The organism is Actinomadura sp. ATCC 39365, assembly GCF_054392275.1.
Genome location: NZ_CP184335.1, coordinates 6206404 through 6230378, shown reverse-complemented (window position 1 = coordinate 6230378; position 23975 = coordinate 6206404). Strand labels below are relative to the sequence as shown.

24 protein-coding genes and 1 pseudogene are annotated in these 23975 nt (G+C 70.1%); 9 read left to right on the top strand and 16 right to left on the bottom strand.

Translation table 11 applies throughout. The features are described from left to right. Positions 1-779: 779 nt before the first annotated feature. The gene (locus tag ACNF49_RS30410; protein ID WP_482939656.1) at positions 780-932 is read right to left on the bottom strand and encodes a hypothetical protein; all 153 of its coding nucleotides are present in this window, start codon (positions 930-932) and stop codon (positions 780-782) included. A gap of 242 nt (positions 933-1174) precedes the next feature. Between ACNF49_RS30410 and ACNF49_RS30405 the strand changes: the two genes are divergently transcribed. Further along, positions 1175-2500: a Mu transposase domain-containing protein gene (locus tag ACNF49_RS30405; RefSeq protein WP_482939655.1), complete on the top strand. Its 1326-nt coding sequence runs from the start codon at positions 1175-1177 to the stop codon at positions 2498-2500. Positions 2501-3911: 1411 nt separating this feature from the next. On the opposite strand, the gene ACNF49_RS30400 is transcribed toward ACNF49_RS30405, so the two are convergent. Beyond that, positions 3912-4496, bottom strand: a complete 585-nt coding sequence (locus tag ACNF49_RS30400; protein WP_482939654.1) for a hypothetical protein — start codon at positions 4494-4496, stop codon at positions 3912-3914. A 16-nt stretch (positions 4497-4512) separates the two neighbouring features. Next, complete coding sequence (locus ACNF49_RS30395) at positions 4513-5166, bottom strand: C39 family peptidase (protein ID WP_357980065.1); 654 nt, start codon at positions 5164-5166, stop codon at positions 4513-4515. A gap of 649 nt (positions 5167-5815) precedes the next feature. Between ACNF49_RS30395 and ACNF49_RS30390 the strand changes: the two genes are divergently transcribed. After that, on the top strand, positions 5816-6730 hold the full coding sequence (locus ACNF49_RS30390; RefSeq protein ID WP_482939653.1) for a hypothetical protein: 915 nt from the start codon (positions 5816-5818) through the stop codon (positions 6728-6730). A gap of 617 nt (positions 6731-7347) precedes the next feature. Further along, the gene (locus tag ACNF49_RS30385) at positions 7348-7515 is read left to right on the top strand and encodes a hypothetical protein (protein ID WP_482939652.1); all 168 of its coding nucleotides are present in this window, start codon (positions 7348-7350) and stop codon (positions 7513-7515) included. Positions 7516-7702: 187 nt separating this feature from the next. Here the strand turns inward: ACNF49_RS30385 and ACNF49_RS30380 are convergent, their stop codons facing one another. After that, positions 7703-8491: a helix-turn-helix domain-containing protein gene (locus ACNF49_RS30380; protein ID WP_482939651.1), complete on the bottom strand. Its 789-nt coding sequence runs from the start codon at positions 8489-8491 to the stop codon at positions 7703-7705. 79 nt (positions 8492-8570) lie between these two features. On the opposite strand from ACNF49_RS30380, the gene ACNF49_RS30375 reads away from it, so the two are divergent. Then, positions 8571-8978, top strand: a complete 408-nt coding sequence (locus ACNF49_RS30375; protein WP_357980074.1) for a VOC family protein — start codon at positions 8571-8573, stop codon at positions 8976-8978. Between the two features lie 281 nt (positions 8979-9259). Next, on the top strand, positions 9260-9610 hold the full coding sequence (locus ACNF49_RS30370; protein ID WP_482939650.1) for a DUF1330 domain-containing protein: 351 nt from the start codon (positions 9260-9262) through the stop codon (positions 9608-9610). 241 nt (positions 9611-9851) lie between these two features. Here the strand turns inward: ACNF49_RS30370 and ACNF49_RS30365 are convergent, their stop codons facing one another. From ACNF49_RS30365 to ACNF49_RS30355, 3 genes are all read right to left on the bottom strand, one after another. Then, positions 9852-10829 carry an aldo/keto reductase gene (locus tag ACNF49_RS30365; protein WP_482939649.1) on the bottom strand — a complete coding sequence of 326 codons (978 nt, stop codon included), beginning with the start codon at positions 10827-10829 and terminating at the stop codon, positions 9852-9854. Positions 10830-10973: 144 nt separating this feature from the next. Beyond that, positions 10974-11435: a VOC family protein gene (locus ACNF49_RS30360; protein WP_482939648.1), complete on the bottom strand. Its 462-nt coding sequence runs from the start codon at positions 11433-11435 to the stop codon at positions 10974-10976. A 128-nt stretch (positions 11436-11563) separates the two neighbouring features. Beyond that, the gene (locus ACNF49_RS30355) at positions 11564-11821 is read right to left on the bottom strand and encodes a hypothetical protein (protein ID WP_482939647.1); all 258 of its coding nucleotides are present in this window, start codon (positions 11819-11821) and stop codon (positions 11564-11566) included. 120 nt (positions 11822-11941) lie between these two features. Here ACNF49_RS30355 and ACNF49_RS30350 point away from each other — a divergent pair, with 120 nt between their 5' ends. Continuing rightward, positions 11942-12937 carry a helix-turn-helix transcriptional regulator gene (locus ACNF49_RS30350; RefSeq protein WP_482939646.1) on the top strand — a complete coding sequence of 332 codons (996 nt, stop codon included), beginning with the start codon at positions 11942-11944 and terminating at the stop codon, positions 12935-12937. A 146-nt stretch (positions 12938-13083) separates the two neighbouring features. Here ACNF49_RS30350 and ACNF49_RS30345 read toward each other — a convergent pair whose 3' ends face one another. Genes ACNF49_RS30345 through ACNF49_RS30320 form a run of 6 tightly spaced genes read right to left on the bottom strand, consistent with a single transcriptional unit; the run spans position 13084 to position 18396 of the window. After that, the gene (locus ACNF49_RS30345) at positions 13084-13578 is read right to left on the bottom strand and encodes a GerMN domain-containing protein (RefSeq protein ID WP_482939645.1); all 495 of its coding nucleotides are present in this window, start codon (positions 13576-13578) and stop codon (positions 13084-13086) included. Then, on the bottom strand, positions 13575-15002 hold the full coding sequence (locus ACNF49_RS30340) for an ATP-binding protein (protein ID WP_482939644.1): 1428 nt from the start codon (positions 15000-15002) through the stop codon (positions 13575-13577). The genes ACNF49_RS30345 and ACNF49_RS30340 overlap by 4 nt, the downstream gene beginning before the upstream one ends. Positions 15003-15043: 41 nt before the next feature. Continuing rightward, positions 15044-15733, bottom strand: coding sequence for a response regulator (locus ACNF49_RS30335; RefSeq protein ID WP_357980104.1), 690 nt, complete (start codon positions 15731-15733; stop codon positions 15044-15046). A gap of 23 nt (positions 15734-15756) precedes the next feature. Next, positions 15757-16314 (bottom strand): GerMN domain-containing protein, encoded by a 558-nt coding sequence (locus ACNF49_RS30330; RefSeq protein WP_357980107.1) that lies wholly within the window; start codon positions 16312-16314, stop codon positions 15757-15759. A gap of 43 nt (positions 16315-16357) precedes the next feature. Next, the gene (locus ACNF49_RS30325; protein ID WP_482939643.1) at positions 16358-17554 is read right to left on the bottom strand and encodes an acyltransferase family protein; all 1197 of its coding nucleotides are present in this window, start codon (positions 17552-17554) and stop codon (positions 16358-16360) included. A 26-nt stretch (positions 17555-17580) separates the two neighbouring features. After that, entirely contained in the window at positions 17581-18396 is an 816-nt protein-coding gene (locus ACNF49_RS30320; protein ID WP_482939642.1) for an SGNH/GDSL hydrolase family protein, read from the bottom strand. Here ACNF49_RS30320 and ACNF49_RS30315 point away from each other — a divergent pair. Next, positions 18395-18742 (top strand): annotated as a pseudogene (locus ACNF49_RS30315) (deazapurine DNA modification protein DpdA family protein); the annotation flags it as partial. The gene ACNF49_RS30320 and the pseudogene ACNF49_RS30315 sit on opposite strands and share 2 nt — an antisense overlap. Positions 18743-18908: 166 nt before the next feature. On the opposite strand, the gene ACNF49_RS30310 reads toward ACNF49_RS30315, so the two are convergent. Further along, a complete protein-coding gene (locus ACNF49_RS30310; protein ID WP_482939641.1) occupies positions 18909-19697 on the bottom strand; it encodes a hypothetical protein in 789 nt (262 codons plus the stop codon). 165 nt (positions 19698-19862) lie between these two features. Continuing rightward, positions 19863-20045: a hypothetical protein gene (locus ACNF49_RS30305; RefSeq protein WP_498703226.1), complete on the bottom strand. Its 183-nt coding sequence runs from the start codon at positions 20043-20045 to the stop codon at positions 19863-19865. Positions 20046-20240: 195 nt separating this feature from the next. On the opposite strand from ACNF49_RS30305, the gene ACNF49_RS30300 reads away from it, so the two are divergent. Then, positions 20241-20660, top strand: a complete 420-nt coding sequence (locus ACNF49_RS30300) for a hypothetical protein (protein ID WP_482939639.1) — start codon at positions 20241-20243, stop codon at positions 20658-20660. Positions 20661-21184: 524 nt separating this feature from the next. On the opposite strand, the gene ACNF49_RS30295 is transcribed toward ACNF49_RS30300, so the two are convergent. Continuing rightward, complete coding sequence (locus ACNF49_RS30295) at positions 21185-22651, bottom strand: alpha/beta fold hydrolase (protein WP_482939638.1); 1467 nt, start codon at positions 22649-22651, stop codon at positions 21185-21187. 148 nt (positions 22652-22799) lie between these two features. On the opposite strand from ACNF49_RS30295, the gene ACNF49_RS30290 reads away from it, so the two are divergent. Then, on the top strand, positions 22800-23960 hold the full coding sequence (locus ACNF49_RS30290) for a sensor histidine kinase (RefSeq protein WP_482939637.1): 1161 nt from the start codon (positions 22800-22802) through the stop codon (positions 23958-23960). Positions 23961-23975: the final 15 nt, after the last annotated feature.

The following is a 23975-nucleotide window of genomic DNA, read 5'->3' as shown; positions in this document are numbered from 1 at the left end:
CAGGGCCGGTAGGTTCCGGAGGAACCAGGAGTCGCACTGGAGTCCTTGCAGCCGTACTCCACGCCCGTACGGCTGCTCCACAGCTCCATCGTGGCCTCAGCAGCAGCTCTCCGGAGCGGACGCGGTTGGCGTCCGCGTCCTGAACGGGGGCGTAGGTACCCGGCCCGCTGACGCGCTCGCGTTCACCAAGACACAGGACGCCGGCCACAGCCGGCGCGCCGAGCACGAACATGATCGCGGTCGCCGCGTCGTCCGCCAGTCTGGCCTGCACACGATCCCCTCGCCGAGCAGCGAGCCGATTTCACGGCCGCGGAAGCCGTACGCGACCATCAGCGGCCAGGTGGTCGCTCCGGCGCGCGCGGGAGACGGCCACAGTTGTAGCCGTTGAGCGCCTCACCGAACTGCTGGTCGAGCAAGGCCGTATCGACGAGGTGCGCGAGCTCGGCATGTCTGGCTCTGTAGGTGAATTTGAGAGCCGGATGTCGGTCAGTGGCTCTGTGGCGCTCGGTGGGGATGGAGCCGTGTCAGCGAATTCCAGAGCCATCTGAGGGTTAGCGGTGCGAGTATCGAAGCGTTACTCCCTGTGAGGAGACGCTGGCGACACACCCCCAGTCCAAGGTGGAGGTATTCGCGGCGATTCGCCGGGGTTCTCGTGCAGGGCTGTCGGGTCGGCAGATCGCGATCAAGTATCGGGTCAGCCGGAACACGGTGGCTGAGGCGTTGCGTCAGCCGTGGCCGGAGCCGAGGAAGAAGATGGCGCCGCGGGCGAGTCGGCTGGATCAGTTCAACCATTGATCGACGAGATGCTGCGGACCGATTTGGATGCGCCGCGCAAGCAGCGGCACACGGCGAAGCGGATCTTCGCGCGGCTGGTGGATGAGCTTCAGGCGATGGAAATCTCGTATCAGATCGTCCGCGCCCATGTCGCTCACCGGCGGGGTGAGATCCGGGTCGAGGCAGGCCGGGGGCCGCCGGAGGCGTTCATCCCGCAGTCGCATCTTCCGGGAGTCGAGGCCGAGGTCGACTTCGGGGACGTGACGGTGCGGATCGCGGGCGAGCAGGTGAAGTGCTTCCTGTTCTCGTTCCGATTGACGTATTCGGGCAAGCGGTCCACCGGGTGCTGGCCACCGGAGGGCAGGAAGCGTTCTTCGAGGGACACGTCCACGCTTTCAGGGTGCTGGGCGGAGTTCCGACGGGCAAGGTCCGCTACGACAACCTCAAGGCCGCGGTCTCCGCGGTGCTGGGGTTCACTCGGGCCCGGATGGAGTCCGCCCGCTGGACGGCGTTTCGCGAGCACTACGGGGTCGAGGCGTTCTACTGTCAGCCGGGGATCAAGGGCGCCCACGAGAAGGGCGGGGTCGAGGGCGACATCGGCTGGTTCCGCCGCAATCACCTGGTCCCGATTCCAGAGGTGGGCTCGCTGGATGAGCTGAACGAGATGATCGACCGTTGGGACGAGGCCGACGAGGGCCGGCGGATTGGGGCGCGGGCCAGGACCGTCGGCGAGTACTTCGTGATCGAGCGGCCGCTGCTGCGGACGGTCTCGCAGGAGCCGTTCGAGACGGGGCTGCTGCTCCCGGTCCGGGTCGATCGCTACAGCCAGATCACCGTCCGGACGAACCGTTACTCGGCCCCGGCCCGGTTCATCGGCCGCCAGCTGCGGGTGATGCTGCACGCCTCCCACTTGATCGTCTATGACGGGCAGCAGGTCGTGGCCGAGCACGATCGGTTGTTCGCCAAGGGCGGCCGGCGCCTGGAGCTGGACCACTATCTGGAGGCCCTGATCCGCAAGCCCGGCGCGCTGCCGGGCGCGACCGCTCGAAGTGATCAACTTGCTGATCAGCAAGGGCGCTCCAGCGCGTCAGCACCGAGCATCACGGCCGCCGGGCGGTCTTCGAGATCCCGCACCTGGCGCCCACCACCCACACCACGCGACACCACGGCCGAACCCCAGGCCGATGTCGGCATCGCGAAGGGTCCAGGAAAGGCGGACCCTTCGCCACCGGCCAAGGGTCCGGAAAACCAGGACGAAGGGTCCGGAGAAAGCGACCGAAGTGTCCGGAAGAGCCGGCCCCCATCCCCCTCAGTGCCCTCAAACTCCTCATCATCAGGACCGGCACGGCCGGGACGGTCTGTGCGGCCCGTCCAGGTGGCGATGGACGAGCTCGGCGTCGAGGAGGACGAAGCCAGGCAGATCGTGGTCACCGTCCAGCGCCAGCACGCCCCGCGCAACCTCGCCGGCTATCTGACTGCCATGGCCCGCAGCGGAGACCTGGCCGACCTGGCCAGGTCCGCGAGGACGCCGTCCGCCAGCAGACCCGCACCACCGCCGGCGACCGGCGCACGCGGCCCTGCTGTCCGCACGGCGAGGCGGCGGCGCCGACCTGAACCCCCGATCGGGGCGGCCCTGGTGCCCGATGTGCCGGGCGGGATCCCTCATGACTTGGGCGGGACACTCCCGCAGAGCGCCTCGCCGAGCTCTTGGCACACCAGGGGCTGACCTAGGAACGGTGGCGGGGATGAGAGCGCGAAACGCTCACAGAAAGGGGTGAGAGGGCACTGGGGCAAGGGTGTAGGCGCCGGTGTCAGGAGTTCCCGGCAAGTGACGTGACGATATGGATCCATCAGTAGGGGGCTATACCCACCCGTGATCTTCATGCATGCCGTAGGGACACAGCCACGCTCAGATGATCAACTGGTTGCCCTCCACAGAGGAAGGGAAACCGGGAGATGGAGCAACGTGATCGGCGGGCCGCGATCGGAACGGCGGCCGCGCTGTTGGCGAGTGGCGTGACCGTGATGGCGGGCAGCGGACCCGCCCGAGCGGAGTCCTCCAGCCAGCAGGCCCGAGAGTCGTTCCGGGTGGTAGACCGCCGCGGCCGACAGCGTTTTCTGGCGAGCTCGAGCTAGCCACCGATAATCATCGGAGGCAAGACGTACCCCGCCGACCAACGCCAGGGGCCACAGGGCACCTATCTGATCTTCAATGATGGGGACGGCAACGAGAAAGGAGGAATCACTGCCTCCTCTGTCGGGGCCAGCCTCTCACTCGACTACACCAACGCGCAGGCGATCACGATGGTCACTCGGTGGGAGGGCGTCCACGGCGCAGCGCTGCTAGAGATGAAGCACATGCCTGATCCAGCGCTCCCGATAGACCAAGTGCCCGCCATGCCGCCTCGTGTCCAGCTCGGCTGCAGCACTGCAGAAGGAGCGTTTCTAGTGCTCAGCGACTCGCGAGGACGTCCAAGGATTGTGCTGGAGATCGATGGTGACGACAAACCGGTGATCAAGGTGCTGGACTCCGAGGGCAAAGTAGTCGGCCGGCTTCCTGAAACGCCGGCCGGGCGGCGTTCGTAGCGCCATCCGGGGTTGCCGGCCCAGGCGCGATGTCTCGCGGCTACCGAAGCGCGCACAGACACTCGGCTGGAACCCCCAGCCGAGCGTCTCGCTCTGCTGCTTGCAGTCAGTAACCGATCACTGCGTTGCGACAACCCCTCGGATCCGCCCTACCGGGGTTCGGCCCTTCCGCATGCCGTACGGGCTACCAGCCGCCCATGTCGCTGTGTCTCGTCATGATGGGCGAGCCTGCCAGCGCCCCTTGGCCGAAGGCCCGCGTGCAGGACCACGAGCAGAGGCGTAGCCACACCCTGTACCGGGTGCGCGCGGTCATCGAGGCGCTGAACGAGATTCGCCGGGGTTCCGGGGTCGCGGCCGAATTGGAGGAGGACCGCCGCAGAAGATCCTCAAGCCAGAGGCCCGGTTCGGCTGGCCGGGGCGAGCCCCGACCGGGCGGTGGCGGACACCACGGCCTTGGAAGCGGAGGCGATGAAGTCGCCTCCGCTTCCCGAGCAGCTCACGCCAACCGGCGGTTCTTTGCGATCATCTCCAGGGAGGGCGAGCGGATGGCATCAGGTCGGCTCCCGGTCGCGGGGCTGGTGGGCTCTGTACTCCTGGGCACGGACGGCGAGTTCCCGGAAGAACACCGGTGGTGGTGTGACCTGGCCTTCGTGCCCGATCGGGGAGGGTGCCAGCGGGATGAGCAGGTCGGTGTTGGGTGAGTGCAACCACAGGGCGGTCTGGTAGAGCTCGGGGATTTGCAGGAGCCGGAGATCGAACCCGGCCTTTTCGAGCTGCGGCAGGGCTCGTGCGGCTCTGACCGCGGTCGCGGTGGCTCCGACGGACGAGCTTCTGTAGAACGTTGGCGGGAAGGTTCGGTCCGGCGTTTCGGCGACTTCGGCACCGGCGAGCACATTGCCGCCGGACTCCAGCAGGAATCGCCAGCCCACCGGCTGCGCCACTTCCAGGCGGCCGCCGGCCTCGATGTCTTTGACGAGCAGGGCGAACACCCGGTGGGGGGTGGACACCTCCACGTCATCCGGGGAGACCTCGCCCAGCAGTTTCGGGCCCTCTCCGCCGGCTCTGGCGATCAGGCCGAGCTGGGAGCGTGTTTCCTCCCGAATCCGTCCCGGCGGTTCAGGCATGTTCAACGGCATCGCATGCTCCCTGAGGCTAGTTTCGCCGAGTCTTGAAGGTCCTGTTCCAGGTGCCGTTCGGGCCGCCCGGGTAGCCGCCGAAGAGCGTCTCCCACGCGACCCACATGATGGGATCGTTCTCCTGGCCCGCGTATGTCCCATGAGTGCCCTGCCACGGGTCATGCACCCACACGTGCACCAGTTCACCGGTCTCCGGGCGGTAGCTGTACCCCCAGATGTTGACGATGTGGCCGGAGAGGCCGCCGCCCCAGCCGATGTTCATCATGATCGGGCGTCCGGCGTCTATCTCCGCCTTGACCTCGTTCTTCGTCAACGCCGGGAACCTTCTGACCTGCACCCACCCGGGTGCCTCCACCCAGTCGAGGTAATTCCTGGCATCTTCGGGGGCCGGGACGTAAACCCCGGCTTGCTGCAGCGGCCCGGCATCCGGCCACCAGCCCTGGTTGCAGTCCCCGCGTAACGCGCCATCCGGGCAGCACTGGAACGGTTGCTGGGCGGCGAGCCGGGAGTCTTTCCTGTTGAGGACCGCGGTGGCGAACCCGCACTGGGTCCATGTTCGCGCGTTGGCGTAGAAGTTCGCGATGCTGACCGTTGTCGCGTTCCAACACCAGTATGTCTTTTCCTGGTATTGACGCCAGCTCCAGTATGTGGAGCCGAGACTCTTGATCATTACGCTCTCGTCTGGTTGTGACATGCGATGCCATCCCTTCGCTACGCGGGGGTTACGTCGTCACCGTCTTGCGCCTCCTGGCCGGCCCGGGAGGGCCATGCCGCTGACGTTAAGAGAGCCGCAACTGCGCTCACAATGATCACAATCTGTCAGGTTGGACCGAAACAAACAGAGTGGGGCTCACATTTCATTTGCGGCTGCCTCTTACGCCTCGGCCTTCCGCTCAGCCGCGACCAACAGCGCCCCGCACGGACTCGCCTCCTCGCCGCAAACCGCGAGGTCCGGGTCGAAAGCCCCCAAAGCCTCGTCCTGGTCGCATGGGACAGATCGCTTCGGCTCTGCCACTCCCGTCCCATCAGCCTCCGAGTGGACTGCCGTAATCGTCACCCCCTCGTGGCCTCATCCGGCCACGTTCGGCTGCCTGCACGGCCGCCGCGAGGCCGACCGCGTCGAAGACGTCCGCCGGCGTCTGCGCGCCCCGGCCGCCGCCCGCAACGGCGGCATCCTCGACCTCGACGGCCGCGACGAACGCGTCCAGCGGATCGTGCTCGGCACGCCCGCGCCGCCGGGCTGGTCGACAACCTGCTGGCGTACGCGATGCTGCCAGCGACCCGACGTGCCTGTCGGTGCCGGAGGCACGGATGAGCGGGTGGATCTCGTCCTGCGTTCTGGTCTCAACATCGCCGTAGACCCGCGGGCCGCGTGGCGTCCCCTGGCTGAGCAGCACGCTGATCGGCTGGCGGAGGCATTGAGTCACTCGCCACTGCCCGCCGTCCTGTCCGCTCTGGTGTCCTCGGGCGTGGATTGCCGGCCGTTCGAACGGCGGGGGCATAACCGCTCGCGCGTCATCCGGCTCCACCGGCAGGCGAACTGGGACGCGCTGCAGGAAGCGGAATGGCAACCGGTGAGCGGACGGACCGAGCCGCCCGCAGAGCAGTGGTTGTTGAGCATCGAGGCACTCGAGTCGGTGATGGACGCGATGATCTCGGCCCTGGTCGACGAGCGGGTCGTTGGGGCGCTCGCCGGGCTGGCGTTCGTCGACGCGCTGACGATCGCCCAGCCCCGCGTCCTGCACATGGTCACCTCCCGGCCGATCCCGCAGGTCCTGGACACCCGCGGGCTCACCCGGATCCCCGGCGCCGGGAACTCGACCGGTGTGCACGTGCTGGCCGACCCCGGCCTGGACCTGGCCGCCCCCGAGCAACGCCACGGGCAGGTGAGGAGCTGGCTGATCCAGACCGCTCTGGACGCCGGGCTGCTGGGCATGGAGCAGCGTTTACGCGATCGTCCTCGCCCACCCACCTGCTGGGTGACCTCCGTTCCGCACGCTCGCGAGGCCGCACGGGACATGCGTGCGGCGGCCTGCGCGGACCGCCTCAGCCGAACGTCCAGGGTGGGCGAGCCGCCCAGACAACTGCCTACCACCCGCCGCTATCCGCGCGATTCCTCCTGTGATCAGCGTCGATCGATTGCGCGGAATGCGGCACGCCGGCCAGCGAACTCGAGGCCCGCTGCGGGTCTTGGTGCGGTTCACCAGCGTCGACGGGCGCTCGGTCGACGGTGACCAGACGCCGCCGGAAGAGACCTGTCCCTCCTGTGGCCGCGCCGGCCCGCTCCAGGTGGGCGAGCTGCTGCCGAACGACACGCTCACCCGCCTTGCCGGTATCGCTGGAAGGTCCCGGGCAGCGCCACGGCGGTGATCTGTCCATGCCGCTCCACCGCCCAGCCCGGCCCAGCCGCATAGCCCTGTGGTGATCAGCTCGGCGGGGCCTCGTGCACGGTCATACTGTCGCTGACGTTGTAGACGCGAGCGCCAGGGCCGCTTCGGCGTCGTCGTGGTCGTGGGGGCCTGGGCAGGGCTGGCAGCGGGCCGGAGGTGTGTGGCGGGTCGGGGGCGGGTGGGGTGAGGCGGGCGATGTCGGTGTGTGGAGGCCGGCTGAGGGCGGGGTCGTTGTTGAGGATCCCGCGCTACTCGCCCTGCCATGACCGCCACTCCCCCACCTGCCGCCGAGCCTGCCTGGTCAACGACAGGACCACCCCCAGATCCCTCGGAGGACGGTCCGTCGGGACGGCCTCGGCCGCTGGATCGGGGACGACTGGCCGAGTAGGCCCTCCTCGCCGACGCCATGCCCGCGACGCGGGGCCGCGGTCACCATGGTGCACGGTGCGCCCGAGTCCGACGTGGACATGCGGCTGATCGGCGAGGTTGTGCCCGCGCCGGCCGAGCAAGCCGGTCCCTGGGGCGGCGGCCGAGGCGGCAACGACTACATCACCTACATGATTCGCTCCGTCCGACGCTGCCGCGGCGGCCAGCTTGGAGCCGAGGTCCGCGCCATCGCCCCGCCGTGATGGTGGGGGCGTCGCGTCGCTGTACGCGCGCTTAGGGCGCTCCTTCGGCGCGGACTCGAACCAGTGACAGAGGCTGCACCTTGCCGGTCGCCCCTTGGCATGACCGTGCGCCATTCAACTGACGCCCCCACCCGCCCACACAAGACGAGCGGGCCGGGATCGATGCCGTGCTTGCGGGCATTCAGGGCTACCTGTTCAGGACTCCTGATCCGGCGGTTCCGGACAGTCCGGCCGGGAGCTGCGCGAGGATGACGACGCCTTCCTCGCCGACCGGCCGCAGCAGGCAGAACGTGAACCCGCCGACCGTGACAGGGGCGAACTCCCGCACTGTCCGGCAGGTCCACCAGTGCCCTGCGTCGGGCCGTTCGCGCTTCAGGAGATCGACGACGGCCGCGGCGCGTGGGTCGTCCGGGATGTGCCCGATGTTGGCCCGGAACTGCTCGTACAGGCCGCGCAGCAGCGGCTCCGCGTCGGTCAGGCGGTGGCCCCCGGGGGTGGCGAGCATGATGAGGAGGTTGCGCCGCTCGATCGGCACGCTGTCCGGATCGCCCCAGAAGCGCCGGTAGGCGGCGTTGCCGGCGAGCACGTCGAAGCGCACGTCCACGGCCGCGGCCGGTGTGGACGTCCAACTGTCCAGCAGTGTCCGGGTCGGCTCCCCGAGCACGGCCGCGCCCGCGGCCGTGGCCGGGGAGGCGGGCAGGAACCCGGCCAGTGCCAGCGTGTGGCGGTGCGCCGCCGTGTCCATGCCGAGCACCCGGCAGATCGCGTCCAGCACCTGGCGGGTGGTGCTCGCCCTGCCCTGCTCCAGCCAGGTGTACCAGGCCACGCTGACCCCGGCCAGCGTCGCGACCTCCTCACGGCGCAGTCCGGGGGTACGCCGCCGCCCTCCGCCGGCCAGACCCACGTCCGCCGGGTCGACGACCTCGCGGGCCGCGCGCAGGTGGGCGCCGAGCTCGCGGCGAAGGGTCTCGTTCATGACCGCCAGCCTATGAGTGCCACTCATCCCATGAACTCTCCCCTGCCTGTCGGCGGCGCCCGGCGCCACTCTGGATGCCATGAGCAATGACATGTGGCGACTGCACGACGACTCCTCCGACCTGGCCGAACCCCGCGTGCTGATCCGGGTGTTCGTGCCGTCCGAGGAACTGGACCAGAGCATCGACTTCTACGAGCGGTTGCAGAGGACGGCGGTCGACGCGCGGTTCGCCTTCGCGGCGGTGGGGCTGGAGTTGGCCACCGTGGGAGCGTTCCTGATCATCGCCGGTGACGAGGCGGCCTTGCGCCCGTTCCGGGACACTGTGGGCACCCTGCTGGTGGACGACGTGCGGCCGTACTACGAGCGGCTGGTGGCTGAGGGCGCGGAGATCGTGTTCCCACTCCAGGACGTGCCGACCGGAGCCGGTTTCAACGCCCGGCACCCCGACGGGACAGTGGTGGAGTACGTCCATCACCGTCCCATCTAGAACGGGCGAGCAGCGCGCTTCGGCTCCCGGCCCTGGACGAGGTGGCCTTTCCTGCGGAGAGTGCGGGGCCCGGCTGGGCGCTCCCAGACGCGATCACGACCGCACCCGCGCGGTTCATGTCGTATCTCGGGGAGGACTCGGCCGCCATCAACAGCCGGCTCAAACGAATGCGCAAATCCGCCTGCGGTGTCAGATCGCCTACCTGTCAGGTAATCGCCCCGCCTACGAAGGGCGTGCCAGGATCGGCGGCGCACCGCACACGACTCCACCAGGAGGACACCATGACGGCCTACGTCATCGCCCACCTGCAGAAGGCAGCCCCTCACCCGGAAATCGCCGAGTACATCGAACGGCTCCCCGCCACCTTCGAACCGTACGGCGGACGCTACCTCGTCCACGCCACCCAGCACGAGGTGAAGGAGGGCAGCTGGCCAGGACATGTCGTGATGCTCGGCTTCCCAGGGATCGCCGAGGCGCGGGCGTGGTGGGATTCTCCCGCGTACCGGGAGATCACACCGCTGCGCTCACGGCACATCGAGACCGACCTCATCCTGGTCGACGGCGTGCCCGAGAACTACGTCCCAACGGCGGCCGTCAACGCCCTACGGAAGGCGACGACCTCGCCTGCGTAAGTCGTCGGCGAACATGGCCGCAAATGAGATGGCGGCGAAGGTCGCGGCGCGAGCCGACGAGGCTGCCGAACCCCTGTCCCTCGCGATCCGGCGGCCCGGCGTCACCGGACGCGAGGACGAGGTGTCGACGCTGTTCGCAGACTGGTGCCGGGCGCGGGGCTGGAGCGTCACTGGCGAGGTACTTTGCTCCTCGCCGTAGCTTCGGGAGCACTGGGCCTACCGGTGGTCGTGGACAGGCACGTCAGGCGGCGGCGCGGTCGGCCGTGCGGCGGCGGCGCAGGTCGGCTTGCTCGAGTGCGGGTGGTACGTAGGCGATGTCGAGCGTGCCCGGGTTCACCCCGGGCGGGACCACCTTGTCGATCTGGTCGAGCGTGTCGTCGTCGAGGGTGGTGCCGGCGCCGGCGAGCAGGTCGCCGAGCTGCGCCATGGTGCGGGGGCCGATGATCGCCGAGGTGACCGCGGGATGGCTGATGACGAAGGCCAGGGCCAGATGGGTGAGCGACAGACCGGCCTGCTCGGCGATCGGGACGAGTTCTTCGACGGCATCGTGGTTGCGCTTGTCGGTCATGTGCTTCGGCACCCAGTGCATGCGGGCGCTCGAGACTTGTTCGTTGCCGCCCTCGCGGTAGCGGCCGGTGAGCAGACCCGAGGCCAGCGGGCTCCAGACCAGCGTGCCCAGCCCGTAACGCTCGCAGACCGGAAGGACGTCGCGCTCGATACCGCGGTTCAGGATCGAGTACGGCGGCTGTTCGGTGCGGAAGCGCGCCAGCCCGCGCCGTTCGGAAGCCCATTGGGCCTCGACGATCTCCGCGGCCGGCAGGCTGGAATGGCCGATCGCGCGTACCTTACCCGCCTGTATCAGGTCGGTCAGGGCGGCGAGGGTTTCCTCGACATCGGTGCCGGGCTCGGGGTGGTGGACCTGGTAGAGATCGATGTGGTCGACGCCGAGACGCCGCAGCGAGTTCTCGACCGCGGTGACGATCCAGCGGCGGGAGCTGCCGCGATGGTTGGGGTCAGGGCCCATGGGGCCGTTGAACTTGGTGGCGAGCACCACGTCGTCGCGTCGGCCGCGCAGCGCCTTGCCCACGATCCGTTCGGTTTCGCCGTCACCGCCGTAGACGTCGGCGGTGTCGATGAAGTTGATGCCGGCGTCGAGGGCCCGATGGATGATGGCGACGCAGTCGTCGGGGTCGGGGTTGCCGAACGGGCCGAACATCATGGTGCCGAGGCAGTAGGGACTGACCTTGATGCCGGTACGGCCCAGGGGGCGGGTGCGCATGATCTGTTCCTTCGAAAGGCGGAGGGCCGGGTGGTCCGAGACGGCCTGGGCGGGCCGCCTCGGACCGGATGAGTGCGTCGGTGGTCAGCCGGCGTACGGGGCGGCGACGTCGAGGATCCAGGTGACGCCGAAGCGGTCGGTCAGCATCCCGAAGCCCGGGGCCCACTGCGACGGGCCGTACCTCTCGATGATGTCGGCGCCGTCGGCGAGCTTGTCCCACAGCTCGCTGACTTCCTCGGTGGTTTCGCCGCGGACGGACACGAAGAACCGCTCGCCGGTCAGCGTCATGCCGTGCTCGCGAGTGGTGGCGGCGGGCGCGGCGGCGGCCGGTGCCTGGCTGGGCACGTCGTAGGCCATGATGCTGAAGCCGTTGTCGGCCGTGACCTGGCCGAAGACGATCTTGTCGGCGTCCGGCAGTTCCTTCGGCATGCCGAAGTCGCCGTAGGCGATGGTGGTGAGGTGGCCGCCGAACACGGTCTGGTAGAACTCCAGCGCTGCGCGAGCATCGCCGCGGAAGTTCAGGTGGGTGGTGGTGGAGATGGCCATGCTGGTGACTCCTTATTGATTTTCCGGGCGCGCTACGCCCGGTATGGGCTGGTAAGTCGCGGACGGCCGAATCGGCGGGTCCCCACGGTGCTGCCGGTCTCAGATGGCCAGCAGAACGGCGCTGACGATCAGGCCGCCGACGAGTAGGTGTCGATCTTCAACGCAGCCATCAGGATCGCGCTCGTGAGGGTGCTGGCCAGGCTGGCCAGTGGCGGCCCGGCGAGAAACAGCGCCCAGCTCGGCGCCTTGGCGCCGACCTCGCGGCCGAGGGAGCGGTTGTACGCCTTGGGGAACAGGCCGGCGAACCAGACGCCGCCGAGCAGGGTCAAGGCGATGAAGCCGAGCAGGATCCCGAACCAGTTCAGATCGCCCAGAACATCAAACATGGTGCTGACTCCGTCAGTTTCAAGGGGGGCCGTCCGGGGCGCGTGGCTGACCGGCTCGATACGAAGGCTCGCAGGGGTAGGTGACAGGATGTGGCACCTACTTCGGGCAGAATGAGGTTCATGCAGAAAACCTCTGCCCGACTGCTGGCTCTGCTGTCGCTGCTGCAGACCCGCCGGGACTGGCCCGGCACGATGCTGGCCGATCGCCTGGACATCAGCCTGCGCACCGTGCGCCGCGATGTCGACCGGCTCCGCGAGCTCGGCTACCCCATCGCCGCCGTCAAAGGCCCTGACGGCGGCTACCGGCTCAGCGCCGGCACCGAACTGCCCCCGCTGCTGTTCGACGACGAACAGGCCGTCGCCCTCACCATCGCCTTGCAGATCGTCGCCACCAACCCCGGCAACGGCCTCGCCGAACCCGCCGAGCGGGCACTGAACACCATCCGGCAGATCATGCCCTCCCGACTCCGGCACCGCATCGACGCGCTGCGCGTCACCGCCGTTGAACGACCCACTACCCGGCCGGCCACCCCGGTCGACGGCGACGTGCTCCTGACCATCAGCGCCGCCGTCCACGCCCGCGAGATCTTGCGCTTCGACTACGGTGCCGAGGTCACGGACAAACCCCCGCGCCGCGTCGAACCCCACCACGTCATCACCTGGGACGGACGCTGGTACCTCATCGCCTGGGACCTTGACCGCGACGACTGGCGCACCTTCCGCGCCGACCGGATCACCCCGCGCACCCCCAACGGGCCCCGGTTCACTCCACGCGTACTGCCCGGAGGAGACGTCGCCACCTTCGTCACCAGCACGTTCCGCGGCTCTGGCGACGCCTCGGGCAACTGGCCCTGCCAAGGCACAGTGATCCTCGACCTGCCCGCCGCGACCGTGGCCCTCTACACCCGCGAGGGACTCGTCGAGGAGATCAGCCCCCACCGCTGCCGGCTCACCCTCGGATCCTGGTCCTGGCCCAGCCTCGCCGCCGCCATCGCCCGCTACGACGCCGACATCGAAGTCATCGGCCCCGACGAACTCACCGACGCCTTCGAACACCTCGCCCGCCGATTCACCAGAACCGCAACCGGCCAAGGGATCGCATCACCGACATCGTGAGGTGCCATGCCTACGAAGGGCGCCTCAACGGGGCAGCGCCGGCGCGCAGCGCTGGTCCTCACAGGGCCATGCAGCCAGCGCCCGAAACGGTGCGTATGGCCGGCTCCGCCCTGCGGCCGGGCCATGTCCTCGGTTGATCGGAAAGGTCATGGCGTGCAGGTGCGGGTGCCGGTTGAGCCGTCGACCCGATGCATCTTGACCCGGACGGAGCCCAGGGCGGTGCGAGTCGTCGTGCTGACCGTGTCGGCCACCGTGCACACCAGTTGCCGTTCGGCGGTACGGTCGATGCCCCAGCCGAAGGACAGCCGGACGTCCACCGGCCCGCGCGGGTCGATGCGGACGAGCGGGAGCGGGGCGCCCGGTGGGACGAAGCTGACCAGGCCACGCGCGCGTTCGGCGGCGTCCGGGCCCTGCACCAGCGCTTCGAGCGCCGCGTGCAGCGTGTCGGTGCCCCGGTGGAGGCGCGACACCCGTTCCAGCCCGAGCGCGGAGGAGAAGTACACGTGCACGGTGGCAGACCGGCTGGTCGCGCCCTCCAGCGCGGTGGCCGCGGGACCGGCGGGCGTCGGACCGGTGTCGGTGATCGCGCAGGCCGCCGTCAGTGTCACCGCCAGCAGAACCGGTGCCAGGCGGCAGCTCACGGCCGGTTCCAGGGCAGGGTGAGGGTGAAGACCGCACCGCCATCCGGGGCGTTGGCGGCGCTCAGTGTGCCGCCGTGCAGGCGGGCGTTCTCGTAGGCGATGGCCAGGCCGAGACCGCTGCCCTCGCTGCGGGTACGGGCCGCGTCGCCCTTGGTGAACCGGTCGAAGACGTAGGGCAGCAGGCCGGCGGCGATGCCCGGTCCGTCGTCGGTCACGGTGAGGGCGACGCCGCCGGGGACCGTCCGGGCCCGCAGCCGTACCGTGGCCGCGGGGCCGCCGTGGCGCAGCGCGTTGCCGACGAGGTTGGCCAGGATCACGTCCATGCGGCGGGGGTCGAGCCGGACGCGCAGCCCCTCCGGGACGTCCACGGGGACGCGGTCCTGCCAGTGCCGGAGCGCAAGCGTCTTGCGCACGAGTTGCGCAAGGTCGACCTCGTCGAGGGTGAGGACGGCGGCCCCGGCGTCGAACCGCGACACCTCCATCAGGTCGTCCACGAGCCGGGCGAGCCTGCGCGTCTCGTCGGCGACCAGGCCCACGGCCTCGGCGGTCTCGGGCGGCATCCGGCCCGCCGCGACGTCCTCGTCCAGCAGGCCGGTCACGGCGGTCATCGCGGCCAGCGGCGTGCGCAGCTCGTGGGAGACGTCGGCGGCGAACCGGCGGGCACGGGACTCCATGTCGCGCAGGACGGCGGTGTCGCGTTGCAGGGTCGCGGCCATGGTGTTGAAGGTGCGGCCGAGGTCGGCCAGTTCGTCGTCGCCGGTGACGGTGATCCGGGTGTCCAGTTCGCCCGCCGCCATACGCTCGGTGGCCGAGCGCAGCCGCCGTACGGGACGCAGCACGCTGCCCGCCGCCAGCAGCGCGGGCAGGATCGCGGCCAGGACGACCGGCAGCGCTCCGGCGCGCGCGGCGGTGACCAGCGAGTCCACGTCACGTTGCTGGGCGGCCAGCGAGAAGGAGGCGAACACCACCAGCGGAGGCCGGGCCGCGGGCCGCGTGGCGTCCTTTACCGGGACGGCGATCGCCAGCCAGGGGCGGCCGTCCCGTTGGAAGCGCTGGACCAGGGACGTCGACGCTGCGGCCGCCGCGCTCTTCAGCTGAGAGGGCAGCGCTGGAGCGGTCGAGGCGGCGACGACCAGCGGCCCGTCCTGGAGCGACGCGGCGGTGCGCCAGTCGCGGGAGCCGCCCGCGCGGTCCAGTTGGAGGGTCAGGGCGCGCAGGTCGGCAGGTGCCGGATCGGAGGGCAGGTCCGGTGCCAGTGAGTCGATCTGGGTGCGCAGGTCGTGCACCGCGCTGCTCTGGACGCGTTCCAGGATCGCCGAGCGGGCCTGGTGGAAGGTCAGCGCGGCGGTGGTGAGCGCGCCGAGCGCGGTGACCAGCACGAACCCCACCACCAGGCGGGTACGCAGCCCGCGCGGCACCCTCACCCGCGGCACTCTCCCCCGTGGCGCTCTCACCCGTGGCACTCTCACAGCGGTCCGAACCGGTAGCCGAAGCCGCGGACGGTCTGGACGTAGCGGGGACGGCGCGGATCGTCCTCGATCTTGGCCCGCAGCCGCATCACCCCGGCGTCGACCAGCCGGTAGTCACCGTGGAAGGTGTGCTCCCACACCTGCTCCAGGAGCTGCTGACGGCTGTAGGTGCGTTCGGGGGAGGCCGACAGGAACAGCAGCAGCTTGCGTTCCGAGGGTGCGAGGGCGACCTCCGTGCCGTGCTTGAGCACGCGTAGCGCCGTCCGGTCGATCTCCAGGTCGCCGAAGAAGGCGCGGTCGTCGGCGGCCTCCGGCTGCGCGAGCGCGACGCGGCGCAGCACCGCGCGCATCCGAGCCTCGATGACCTCGGCGCTGGCCGGTTTGACGACGTAGTCGTCGGCGCCCGACTCCAGGCCCACCACGACGTCCACGTCGTCGCCGCGTGCCGACAGGATCACGATCGGGAGGACCTGACTGAACGCGCGGATCCGGCGGCAGACCTCCAGCCCGCTCATGCCCGGCAACATCAGGTCCAGCAGCACCAGGTCGGGAAGCGACGCCGAGACCTCCGCCAGCCCCTGCTCACCGGTGCCGACCGCCACGGTCTCGTGCCCGCGCCTGCGCAGCCCCAGCGAGACACCCCGGCGAACGGCCTCGTCGTCCTCGATCAACAGAACCCGCGTCATGATCCCTCCATCGACCGTCCCCGTCACCGGGACGGGGTGGCAACGTCGAGCGGAACGGCCGAACCGGTCTCGTCGCAGGTGACCGGCCAGGCCGGGCCCGCGATCCCCGACTCGAAGACCCGCACGACCACGTCGGCCTGCGCGCGTCCGCCCGGCACGCCCGGCGCCGCGGCGGCGGTGCACACCAGCTGGCTCACCGCCGTGTGGTCGAGCTCGGACACCACCCACGGCAGGTACAGGTCCACCGCGCCGCGCACGGCCCGCGCCCGGACCTGCCGCGACCCGCCCGGAAGGGCGGTGGTCAGGCCGCGCGCCCGTTCGGCGGCGGTGGGCCCGGCCAGCAGCGCGTCCAGCGCCTGCTGCGGCCCGGCGCCGGGCCTGGCCGGACGGGCGGCCGGCCAGGAGCCGTACGGCGTGCGGAAGTACACCCGCAGCTGATGTGACCGGTCGGTGGTCAGGCCGCCGGTGGCGGGCGCACCGGCCGCCATCGGCCCGGTCGTCCTCACCTCGGTCCCGCAGGCCGCGACCGCCAGGACGGCGGCCAGCAGCGCGACCAGCCGGATCAGCTGCGTGCCTCCCACTCTCCTCCTGCCCGCGCGTGTCGTCATGGTGAGCCCAGCCGGCTCACATCGACGGTGCCCGCTCCCGGATTCGGCTGAGGAATCGCCGCCCATGTGCCCACAGCCACGGTGATCGCGACGGCCAGCGCGGCCAGCCCCGGGCGGCCGGTCGCCCATCGGGCCCGCGACCGTACCGGGTCCTCCACCAGCAGCTTCGACAGTATCGCAGCCAGCAGCGACAGCCCGATCGCCAGAGCGTCGCGCCCCCGACCCCCGCTCCGAGCACCTCCTGGGGCAGCAGCAGAAATATCGGCCAATGCCACAGGTACAGGCTGTAGGAAACCTCGCCCAGCCGGCGCGGCAGGACGCCGCCGACGGCCCGCCCCGCGAACCCGCCGGGCACGGCGGCCAGCAGCGCGATCAGCACGGCAGAGGCCAGCGAGTGCGCGAACATCCCGCCCTGGAACAGGCCGGGGGCCTTCTCGCCCGCGGTCAGCGTCCAGGAGAGCACCAGGACACCCAGCAGGACCGCGCACAGCGCGTCCGCGGCCGCCCTGGGCACGCGTCCGGCCAGGTCCCGTGCGGGTGCGGTCGCCGCGACCGCACCCAGCAGCAGCGAGAACGCACGCGTGTCGGTGCCCTCGTAGGCGCGGGTGGTGTCCACGGCGTCGCCGTACCTGACCATGAGGAAGAGCGAGATCAGCGCCCCGACCGCTGCGACGGCGGCGACCCGCCGATGCCCGCCGGCGCCCCCGCGCCCCACGGCCCGTACGACCAGCGGCCAGAGCAGGTAGAACTGCCACTCGACGCCGATGCTCCACAGGTGCGCGAACAGGCGGGTACTGGAGGCGTTCCAGTAGCCGATCTGCTCGGCGATGTAGTGCCAGTTGGCGGCCTGGGCCGCCGCCCACGGCGCGTCCTGCAACACCGCCCGCAGCATCGATGGCGTGGCGAACGCCCAGGCCAGCAGCAGCGTCGCCACGCCCATGAAGGCCAGCGCGGGCAGCAACCGCCGCGCCCGCCGCGCCCAGAAACCGGCCAGGTCCATGCGGCCGCTCCGGTCGAGCTCGGCCAGCAGCAGCCCGGTGATCAGGAAGCCGGACAGCACGAAGAACAGGTCCACACCGAGGAACCCGCCGGACAGGTACCCGGCGTGGAACAGTAGAACCGCCGCGACGGCCAGGCCACGCAGCCCGTTCAGCGGCCCGATGTGCGCACGCGCCGCGCTCTGCCCCCGATGGGCCCCGGCGAAGGAAAGCATGTCAACGACTCCCGTCCGGATGGGGATCAGGCGCAGCCCAGCTTGGAGAAGCGCTCGTCGCCGACCCACGAGCCGTTGGCCCACGCCTCGGGCGGGGCCGGGGTGAAGCCGAGCTGCTCGCCCAGCTTGCCGGTGAACCATTTGGCGAACGCGGCCGAGCCCTGCTGGCAGGAGTGGATGCCGTCCTTGGAGCGCTGCGCCTTGGACGCCGACGCGTCGGTGCCCCACAGCTCGGAGGCGTCCAGGAACTGCGCTTTGCCGTCCTGGGCGGCCTGCCGTGCGGTCTCGGGGGCGCTCCTGATCGCCGAGGCGTACTGCTTGTAGAAGTCGTCCAGCTTGAACGGCGGCGCCGAGACGATCACCAGCTCCCCGCCCGCCTTCTGGACGGTGGCCGCGAGTTTCCGGTAGGCGGCGAGTTGCTGCTGCCGGGTTCCCCAGTCGTAGGTGGTGATCTGGTAGGCGACGACGTCGGGCTTGAACTCGGCAAGGTTCTTGCCCAGTTGCTGCCAGGTGTCCTTGGCGCCCATCTTCGTCACCGGGTGCTCACCGGCGACGACGTTGCCGCCACCGCTGGAGGTGGCATTCTTGAACTCCACGCCGCCGGCCTCCAACGCCGCGCCCAGCGCCGGGGCTTCGGCTCCGGCGATGGAGTCACCGAGCCACAGAACCTTCTTCCCGGTCGATTCGGACTTGCCGGAGGTCGCCGCCGTGGTCTTGGCATCGTTGCCGCCGCCGGAACCCTCGCCGCAGGCGGCGAGGGTAGCGCTCAGGCTTACCGCGGTCAGGGCCAGCGCGGCCCTCTTGATCGGACGGCGTCGGGCAGGAAGGTTGTTGTTGTGCATGACTTCACCCAACCAGCGGAAAACTCCTGGCCAGGGCGGTCGTCATCAAACCATCACACAACGGTGGAACTCCGGTCATCAACCGGTCGGCGTCACCCCCGAAGATCTCCAGCGACGATGCAGACGGCCATCGAGCGCCAGCGGGCACGTCGCCCTGTACGAGGAGCACAGCGTCCGCCTGGCCGAGGACTACGAGATCGTCGGCGTCGGCACGGCCGGCGCGCCAGGCCAGTGCCGAGATCGGCGACATCTTCCGCTGCAGGGGTTCGGCGTCAAGCGCGCTGGCCTGCGCAGCTGCGGTCGCTACCTCGTCACAGCCGACAGCAAGGCGTGGTCGTACGCCGGCCGCCGCCCAGCCCGACCAGCTCGACCTGTTCCCGCCTCGGCCCGGCCCGCACGCCGGCTTCAACGCCGCAGCGCCGGTACGGGTGGCGTTCCCCTTCACCGGCGTCGCGGGTGTTGCTGTCCGCCGGCCGCCCTGCAGGCCGATGGTTCGCCTTGCTCGAGATCCCTTACCTGGCCGAAGCTGCCGAGCCTGCTGGGAGACGGATCCGTCGGGTCATGGTCAGCCCGGCGGCCGAGGCGCAGATCAGGGCGATCGGGATCCACACGAGGTCGGCAGCCTCCATCGGCATGACGTTCATGAGCACGAGTTGGCCCAGTGCCGCGACGTACACGAGCGGCGGGATCAGCAGTAGCCGGCGAGTCGCCCTGTCGGCGGTGCGCCAGCGGGCGCCGAGTGAGGCCAGCACGAGCAGAACGGCTGCGGCCGAAAGGATGATGGCCGCGGGCTGCATCCATACCGCGGCCTCCCACGGCAGGCTCATCGGGTTGCCGCCCGCGCCGCCGTCACTGCGCGGCCAGTTGTCTCCCGCCATCACCGTGGAGGTCACTCCGGTCGCCAGCGCCGACACCCACACGACGCTTCGCCGGCGCACCACGCCGTCCGGGTACAGGGCCACGGCGATCAGGAGTATCAGCCACACCTGCGGCACCCACAGCCAGTACGTCAGCCAGTAGTCGAACCCGACACCGTCGCCGATCTCGACAATCGGCATCCCGAGCTCTTTCCACAGCTCCAAGACCGGCCTGACCGTGCCCAGCGCCCCACTGACCAGGAAGACCGAACCGACCTTCCTGGTCGCCGGGTGACCGGCCAGCCAGCCGCCCGCCACCAGCGCGCTCACGACCAGGAGTGTCACGCCGATACCGGGCGGATCGTCCCTGGCTGCGTCGATCACGTAGTGCGTCACCGTCGCGGCGAGGGCGAGCCCCACGCCCGACCAGATCGCGGCACGCATGTCATGCTCCTTATGCCGTACGGGCTACCAGCCGCCCATGTGCCGCATGCCGCCCGTGGAACGGACGCCGCCACCCACGCTCGCCGCCCAATCACCCGTGTCGCTGTGTCTCGTCATCATGGCGAGCCTGCCAGCGCCCCCTGACCGACCACAAGCCTCGCAGCCTCAGAGCTCGTTCTGCATCCGGTACTCGATGGTGTGCTCGCGTCCCTTGCGGTCGAGGATGACCATGTAGTTCGCGCCCTTCTTGGCTTTGATCTTCAGGTAGTGCTTCCGGCCGTTGCCGCAGGGGCAGGGGCCCGCGCCCTTTACTCGCCAGCCCACGTCCGAGGTGGTGATCCGGTCCAACCCGACCGAAATCTTGGTTCCGTCACCGCTTGACCGACCACACCTTGGTAGGGGTGTGGGAGTCGTGGCCAATGGCGATCCAGCGGCCCAGGGCCTGGGCCGGCGCCAGCAGACCGACCGCAGCGGCCGCGTCCACGGAATGGCGCCCAAATCAGACGGGCGAAACGCCTGCCTCACAGTGACCGAAGTGCCTGCATGGCATCCGAAGCGTTCTATACGACGGCCGCCCAAGTCCTGCCGACGTTGCTCATCGCCCTCTCCATCGAAATCGGGGTGATCTCGCGCCCCTACGCGGAAGCTGCCAAGGCAGCACAAGCCTTGGCCGAGCAGGTCCGACAGCAGGGGATCCCCTCCGTTTGGACCCCTGAGCAATTGCGCACGCTTCAGGCTGGGGCGGATGGTCGCGCATATGGTCGATCAGCCCTGTGGGTCCGGTGGGCTTTCCTGTTCGGCCTCGTCTTCCTTGCCGGCGAGACAGCCGCCCGACTCGCGGTCGGCTACCACTGGTTCAACCCCTGGACCTTCTACACCACGGGCGCATCCGCCGTGCTCTTGATGCTCGCCACCGCCATCATTCCCTGGCTACGCCTGTCATCGGACCTGTTCCCGGAGTAGGAGATCAGTGCACGACTCACGGACGATCCCCCTTCCAAGGTGTAGTTGTCCCGCGGACACCCGCCCGCCGGGGCGCGGCGGCGGCCGAGAGCGGAGCCCGCTCCACCACCACCGGGATCTGCCGGATCACCTCATCGGTCGTGGCATCCCCCGTCGATACCGCGGTGTCGTCACTCACGCGTCGTCCTACCGAACTGCCCCGCCCCAGTCGTCCACAGCCATGACCGCTCGTGCGGCCACCCGCAGCCCAGGCCCCTCCGACCAGCGCGGACGCTCTACTTTGCGTCTGGTGACACCGACCCGAGCGCCGGGCCGTAACCGATGCGGATGTCAGCCGCCGGTCGGTCGGGGGCGACAGGGGCGGGCGGCGGGGTTCCGGGCAGCCACGGCTGGCCGGGTCTGCGGTCGGCGGAGGTCTGGACGCGCAGTCGCTTGGCCGGCCGGGGCACCTTGGTAAGGCGGCCGGCGTGGTTGGTACCGGCGACGGCGCCGGACCGGGTGGCCGATTGCCATCGATATGACGGTCATTCGGCAGGGCAGGTGGTACCCGGCGCGGGCAGCCTGAGGTCGGTCAGGTACGTGGTGGCGTACCGGATGGGGCACTTCTTGCCCGACATGTACAGGACATGGCCAGGCCCGTCGTAGCCGACGGTCACCGACCCCGGGATCGTCCTGGTGAAGCTCTCGGTCCATGCGTAGTCGCCCCACGTGCTGCCGACTCCCAGGAACGGCGGCAGGCCGCGGGTCGGCAGCGGGCGCGACGGGTTGGCGACCGGCAGCGGCCAACCGATGCATCCGAGCGCGTCGAAGGAGGCTCCCCCGAAGTTCGGCGAGACCTTCCGCGCCTGGCGGAGGAACTTCCGCAGCTGCGCGTAGCTGCGGTAACCACGGCCATCTGCGCACGTCATCGCCAGTGCTCCGGGCGCGGCCCAGATCCGCGCATTGCCGAGAGCGAAATCGGCGAAACCGGACCCGTCCCCGGCCCGGGCCTTGTCCACCGCCTCGGCGAAGGCCAGCCACCGCGAGTTGTCCGGTCCTGGATCGCTCATGAAGCCGAAACTCCTCAGGTGCCATCCGCTCAGCTCGCCCTTGCCGAACTGGGACGACGTGACCGGGATCGGCCTGCGATCGGCGTCTCGAACCAGCTTGCGCCAGACCGCTCCGGCGTCCTGTCCGTGCAACGCGCAGGCGGGGGTGTCCGCACACCAGGTGCTGAATCTGGTGAAGAGCTGTTCCCGGACGGGCAGCGCCCGCAATGCCTGGTCCGGCCAGCCGTCGACCTGATTGATCGTCCCGTCGAGGTACATGGCTCGAATGCGCTGCGGGAACAGCCGGGCGTAGGCGGCGGCGGGCACCCCTCCGTAGGAGTTGGCCATGAAGCTCAGCCGTTCCTCGCCCAGAGCCTCGCGAACCGCGTCCATGTCTCTGGCCACCGACAGAGAGTCCATATGAGCGAACAGGTCGCTCTTGTCCGCGTTCCGGCAGGCCTTGAGGGCCTTGGTCATCGCCGCGGCCAATGCCTCGTACTGCTTCCGTCCCTGCGGCTCGAACAGTGTCGTTCCAGGCTCCATGCAGGACGGCGGAGTCCGATCACGCCACACGTTGTTGCGCGGCTTGTAGGCGACGAGGTCGAACCTGCGCCGCAGTTCGGTGAGGTCGGACGCGACGCGCTTCAGGTCGTCGATCCCGTTGGCCCCGGGACCGCCGGGAACCCCCAGCACGCTGCCGATCCGGCGCACAGGCTCGGTGGCGGGCAGCCGGGCCAGGTCCAGTTCGATCTTCGCCCCCTCCGGCCGGCCCCAGTCCACCGGCACCTCCATCGCGGCGCACTGCATGCCCGCCGGCATGTCCTGGCCGGCGCAGTCCCGCCAGGTCGGCTGCGCATCTCTGGCGGCGGCTGCCGGGGTCGTTCCCGCCAGCGCCGCCACCGTCACTCCGATGACCAGCCCACTGGTCCTGCCGCGCCTGCGCCGCTGCTTGGTTGTCGTCATGGTGACCACTCTGGCGAGACCGACCGGACGGCCACCACCGGGACGTCCTCCGTGTTGGTTTCGGGATGTCCCCCACGGGTTGTCCGGCTGTTCTCGCGCGCGCCGGTTTGCCAGGCTGGACGGCGGACGGCGGCGGGCGAGGAGGAGCATGGACAGGCGGGCAGAGAGGTGGCAGGTGCTGATCACCGCTCCGGCGCGGGAGCGGTCGCCGCGTGAACTCGCCTACGCGCTGGTGTCGCCGTTCATGGCGGCAGCCGGCCTGGTGCATCTCGTTCTCGTGCTGCTGAGCGTCATCCTGACGGCGAATCTCGTCGGAGTGCCCATGCTGGCCCTGAGCGTGATGGCGGCCAGAGGGCTCGGCACGGCCAATCGACGACTGGCACGCGCGTGGGCCGGGGTGCGGATGCCCGATCCCGGCCCGTTCCGTGCCGGGCCGGGCCTGCTGAACCGGCTCGGCGCGGCGATCGGTGACGTGACGGGATGGCGCGCCGTCATCCACGGCCTGCTCCGGCTGCCGGCGGCCGTGATCGCCTGTGCGGCCGCCGCCGGGTTGTGGGGAGGCGGCCTGCTCCTGCTCGTCTGCCCCCTTTGGGGACACTTCTCCGCCTTGGCGCACCTCAGTCCCCCGGGCTGGGCGGTCGCGGCGCTGGTGAGCGCCGCCGGACTGGCGCTGCTGCTCCTCGCCCCGCGGGGCGTCCACCTCGCCCTGGCGCCCGAGCGCATGCTCGCCCGTACGCTGCTCGGGCCCGCGCCGGGCGAAACCCGGATCCGCCGGCTGGAGCAGGCACGTGCGCTGGCCGCAGAGGACGCGACCGCCAGGCTCCGCCGGATCGAGCGGGACCTGCACGACGGGACGGCGGCACGCCTGGTGACGCTGGCCATGAGCCTGGGCATGGCCCAGGGCGAGCTCGACCAGGCCGACCAGCCCGGACGGCTCCAGCGCGCCCGCGTCCTCGTCGACAGCGCCCACCGCAGCGCCAAGGAGACCGTGGCCGAACTGCGTGACCTGATCCGCGGCATCCACCCGCCGGCACTCGACCAAGGGCTGGAGGTCGCCCTGGCCACGCTCACCGCACGCAGCCCGATCCCCACCCGGTTCGAAGCCGACCTGCCCGAACGCCCCGCGCCGGCCATCGAGGCCATCGCCTACTTCTGCACGACGGAACTGCTCGCCAACGTGGTCAAGCACAGCGGCGCCAGGCACGCCGTCATCGAGGTACGGGTGCGTGACGGACTGCTGACCCTGCGGGTGCGCGACGACGGCACCGGCGGCGCGGCGATCGGCACCGGATCCGGCTACGCGGCCTGACCGCCCGCGTCCAGA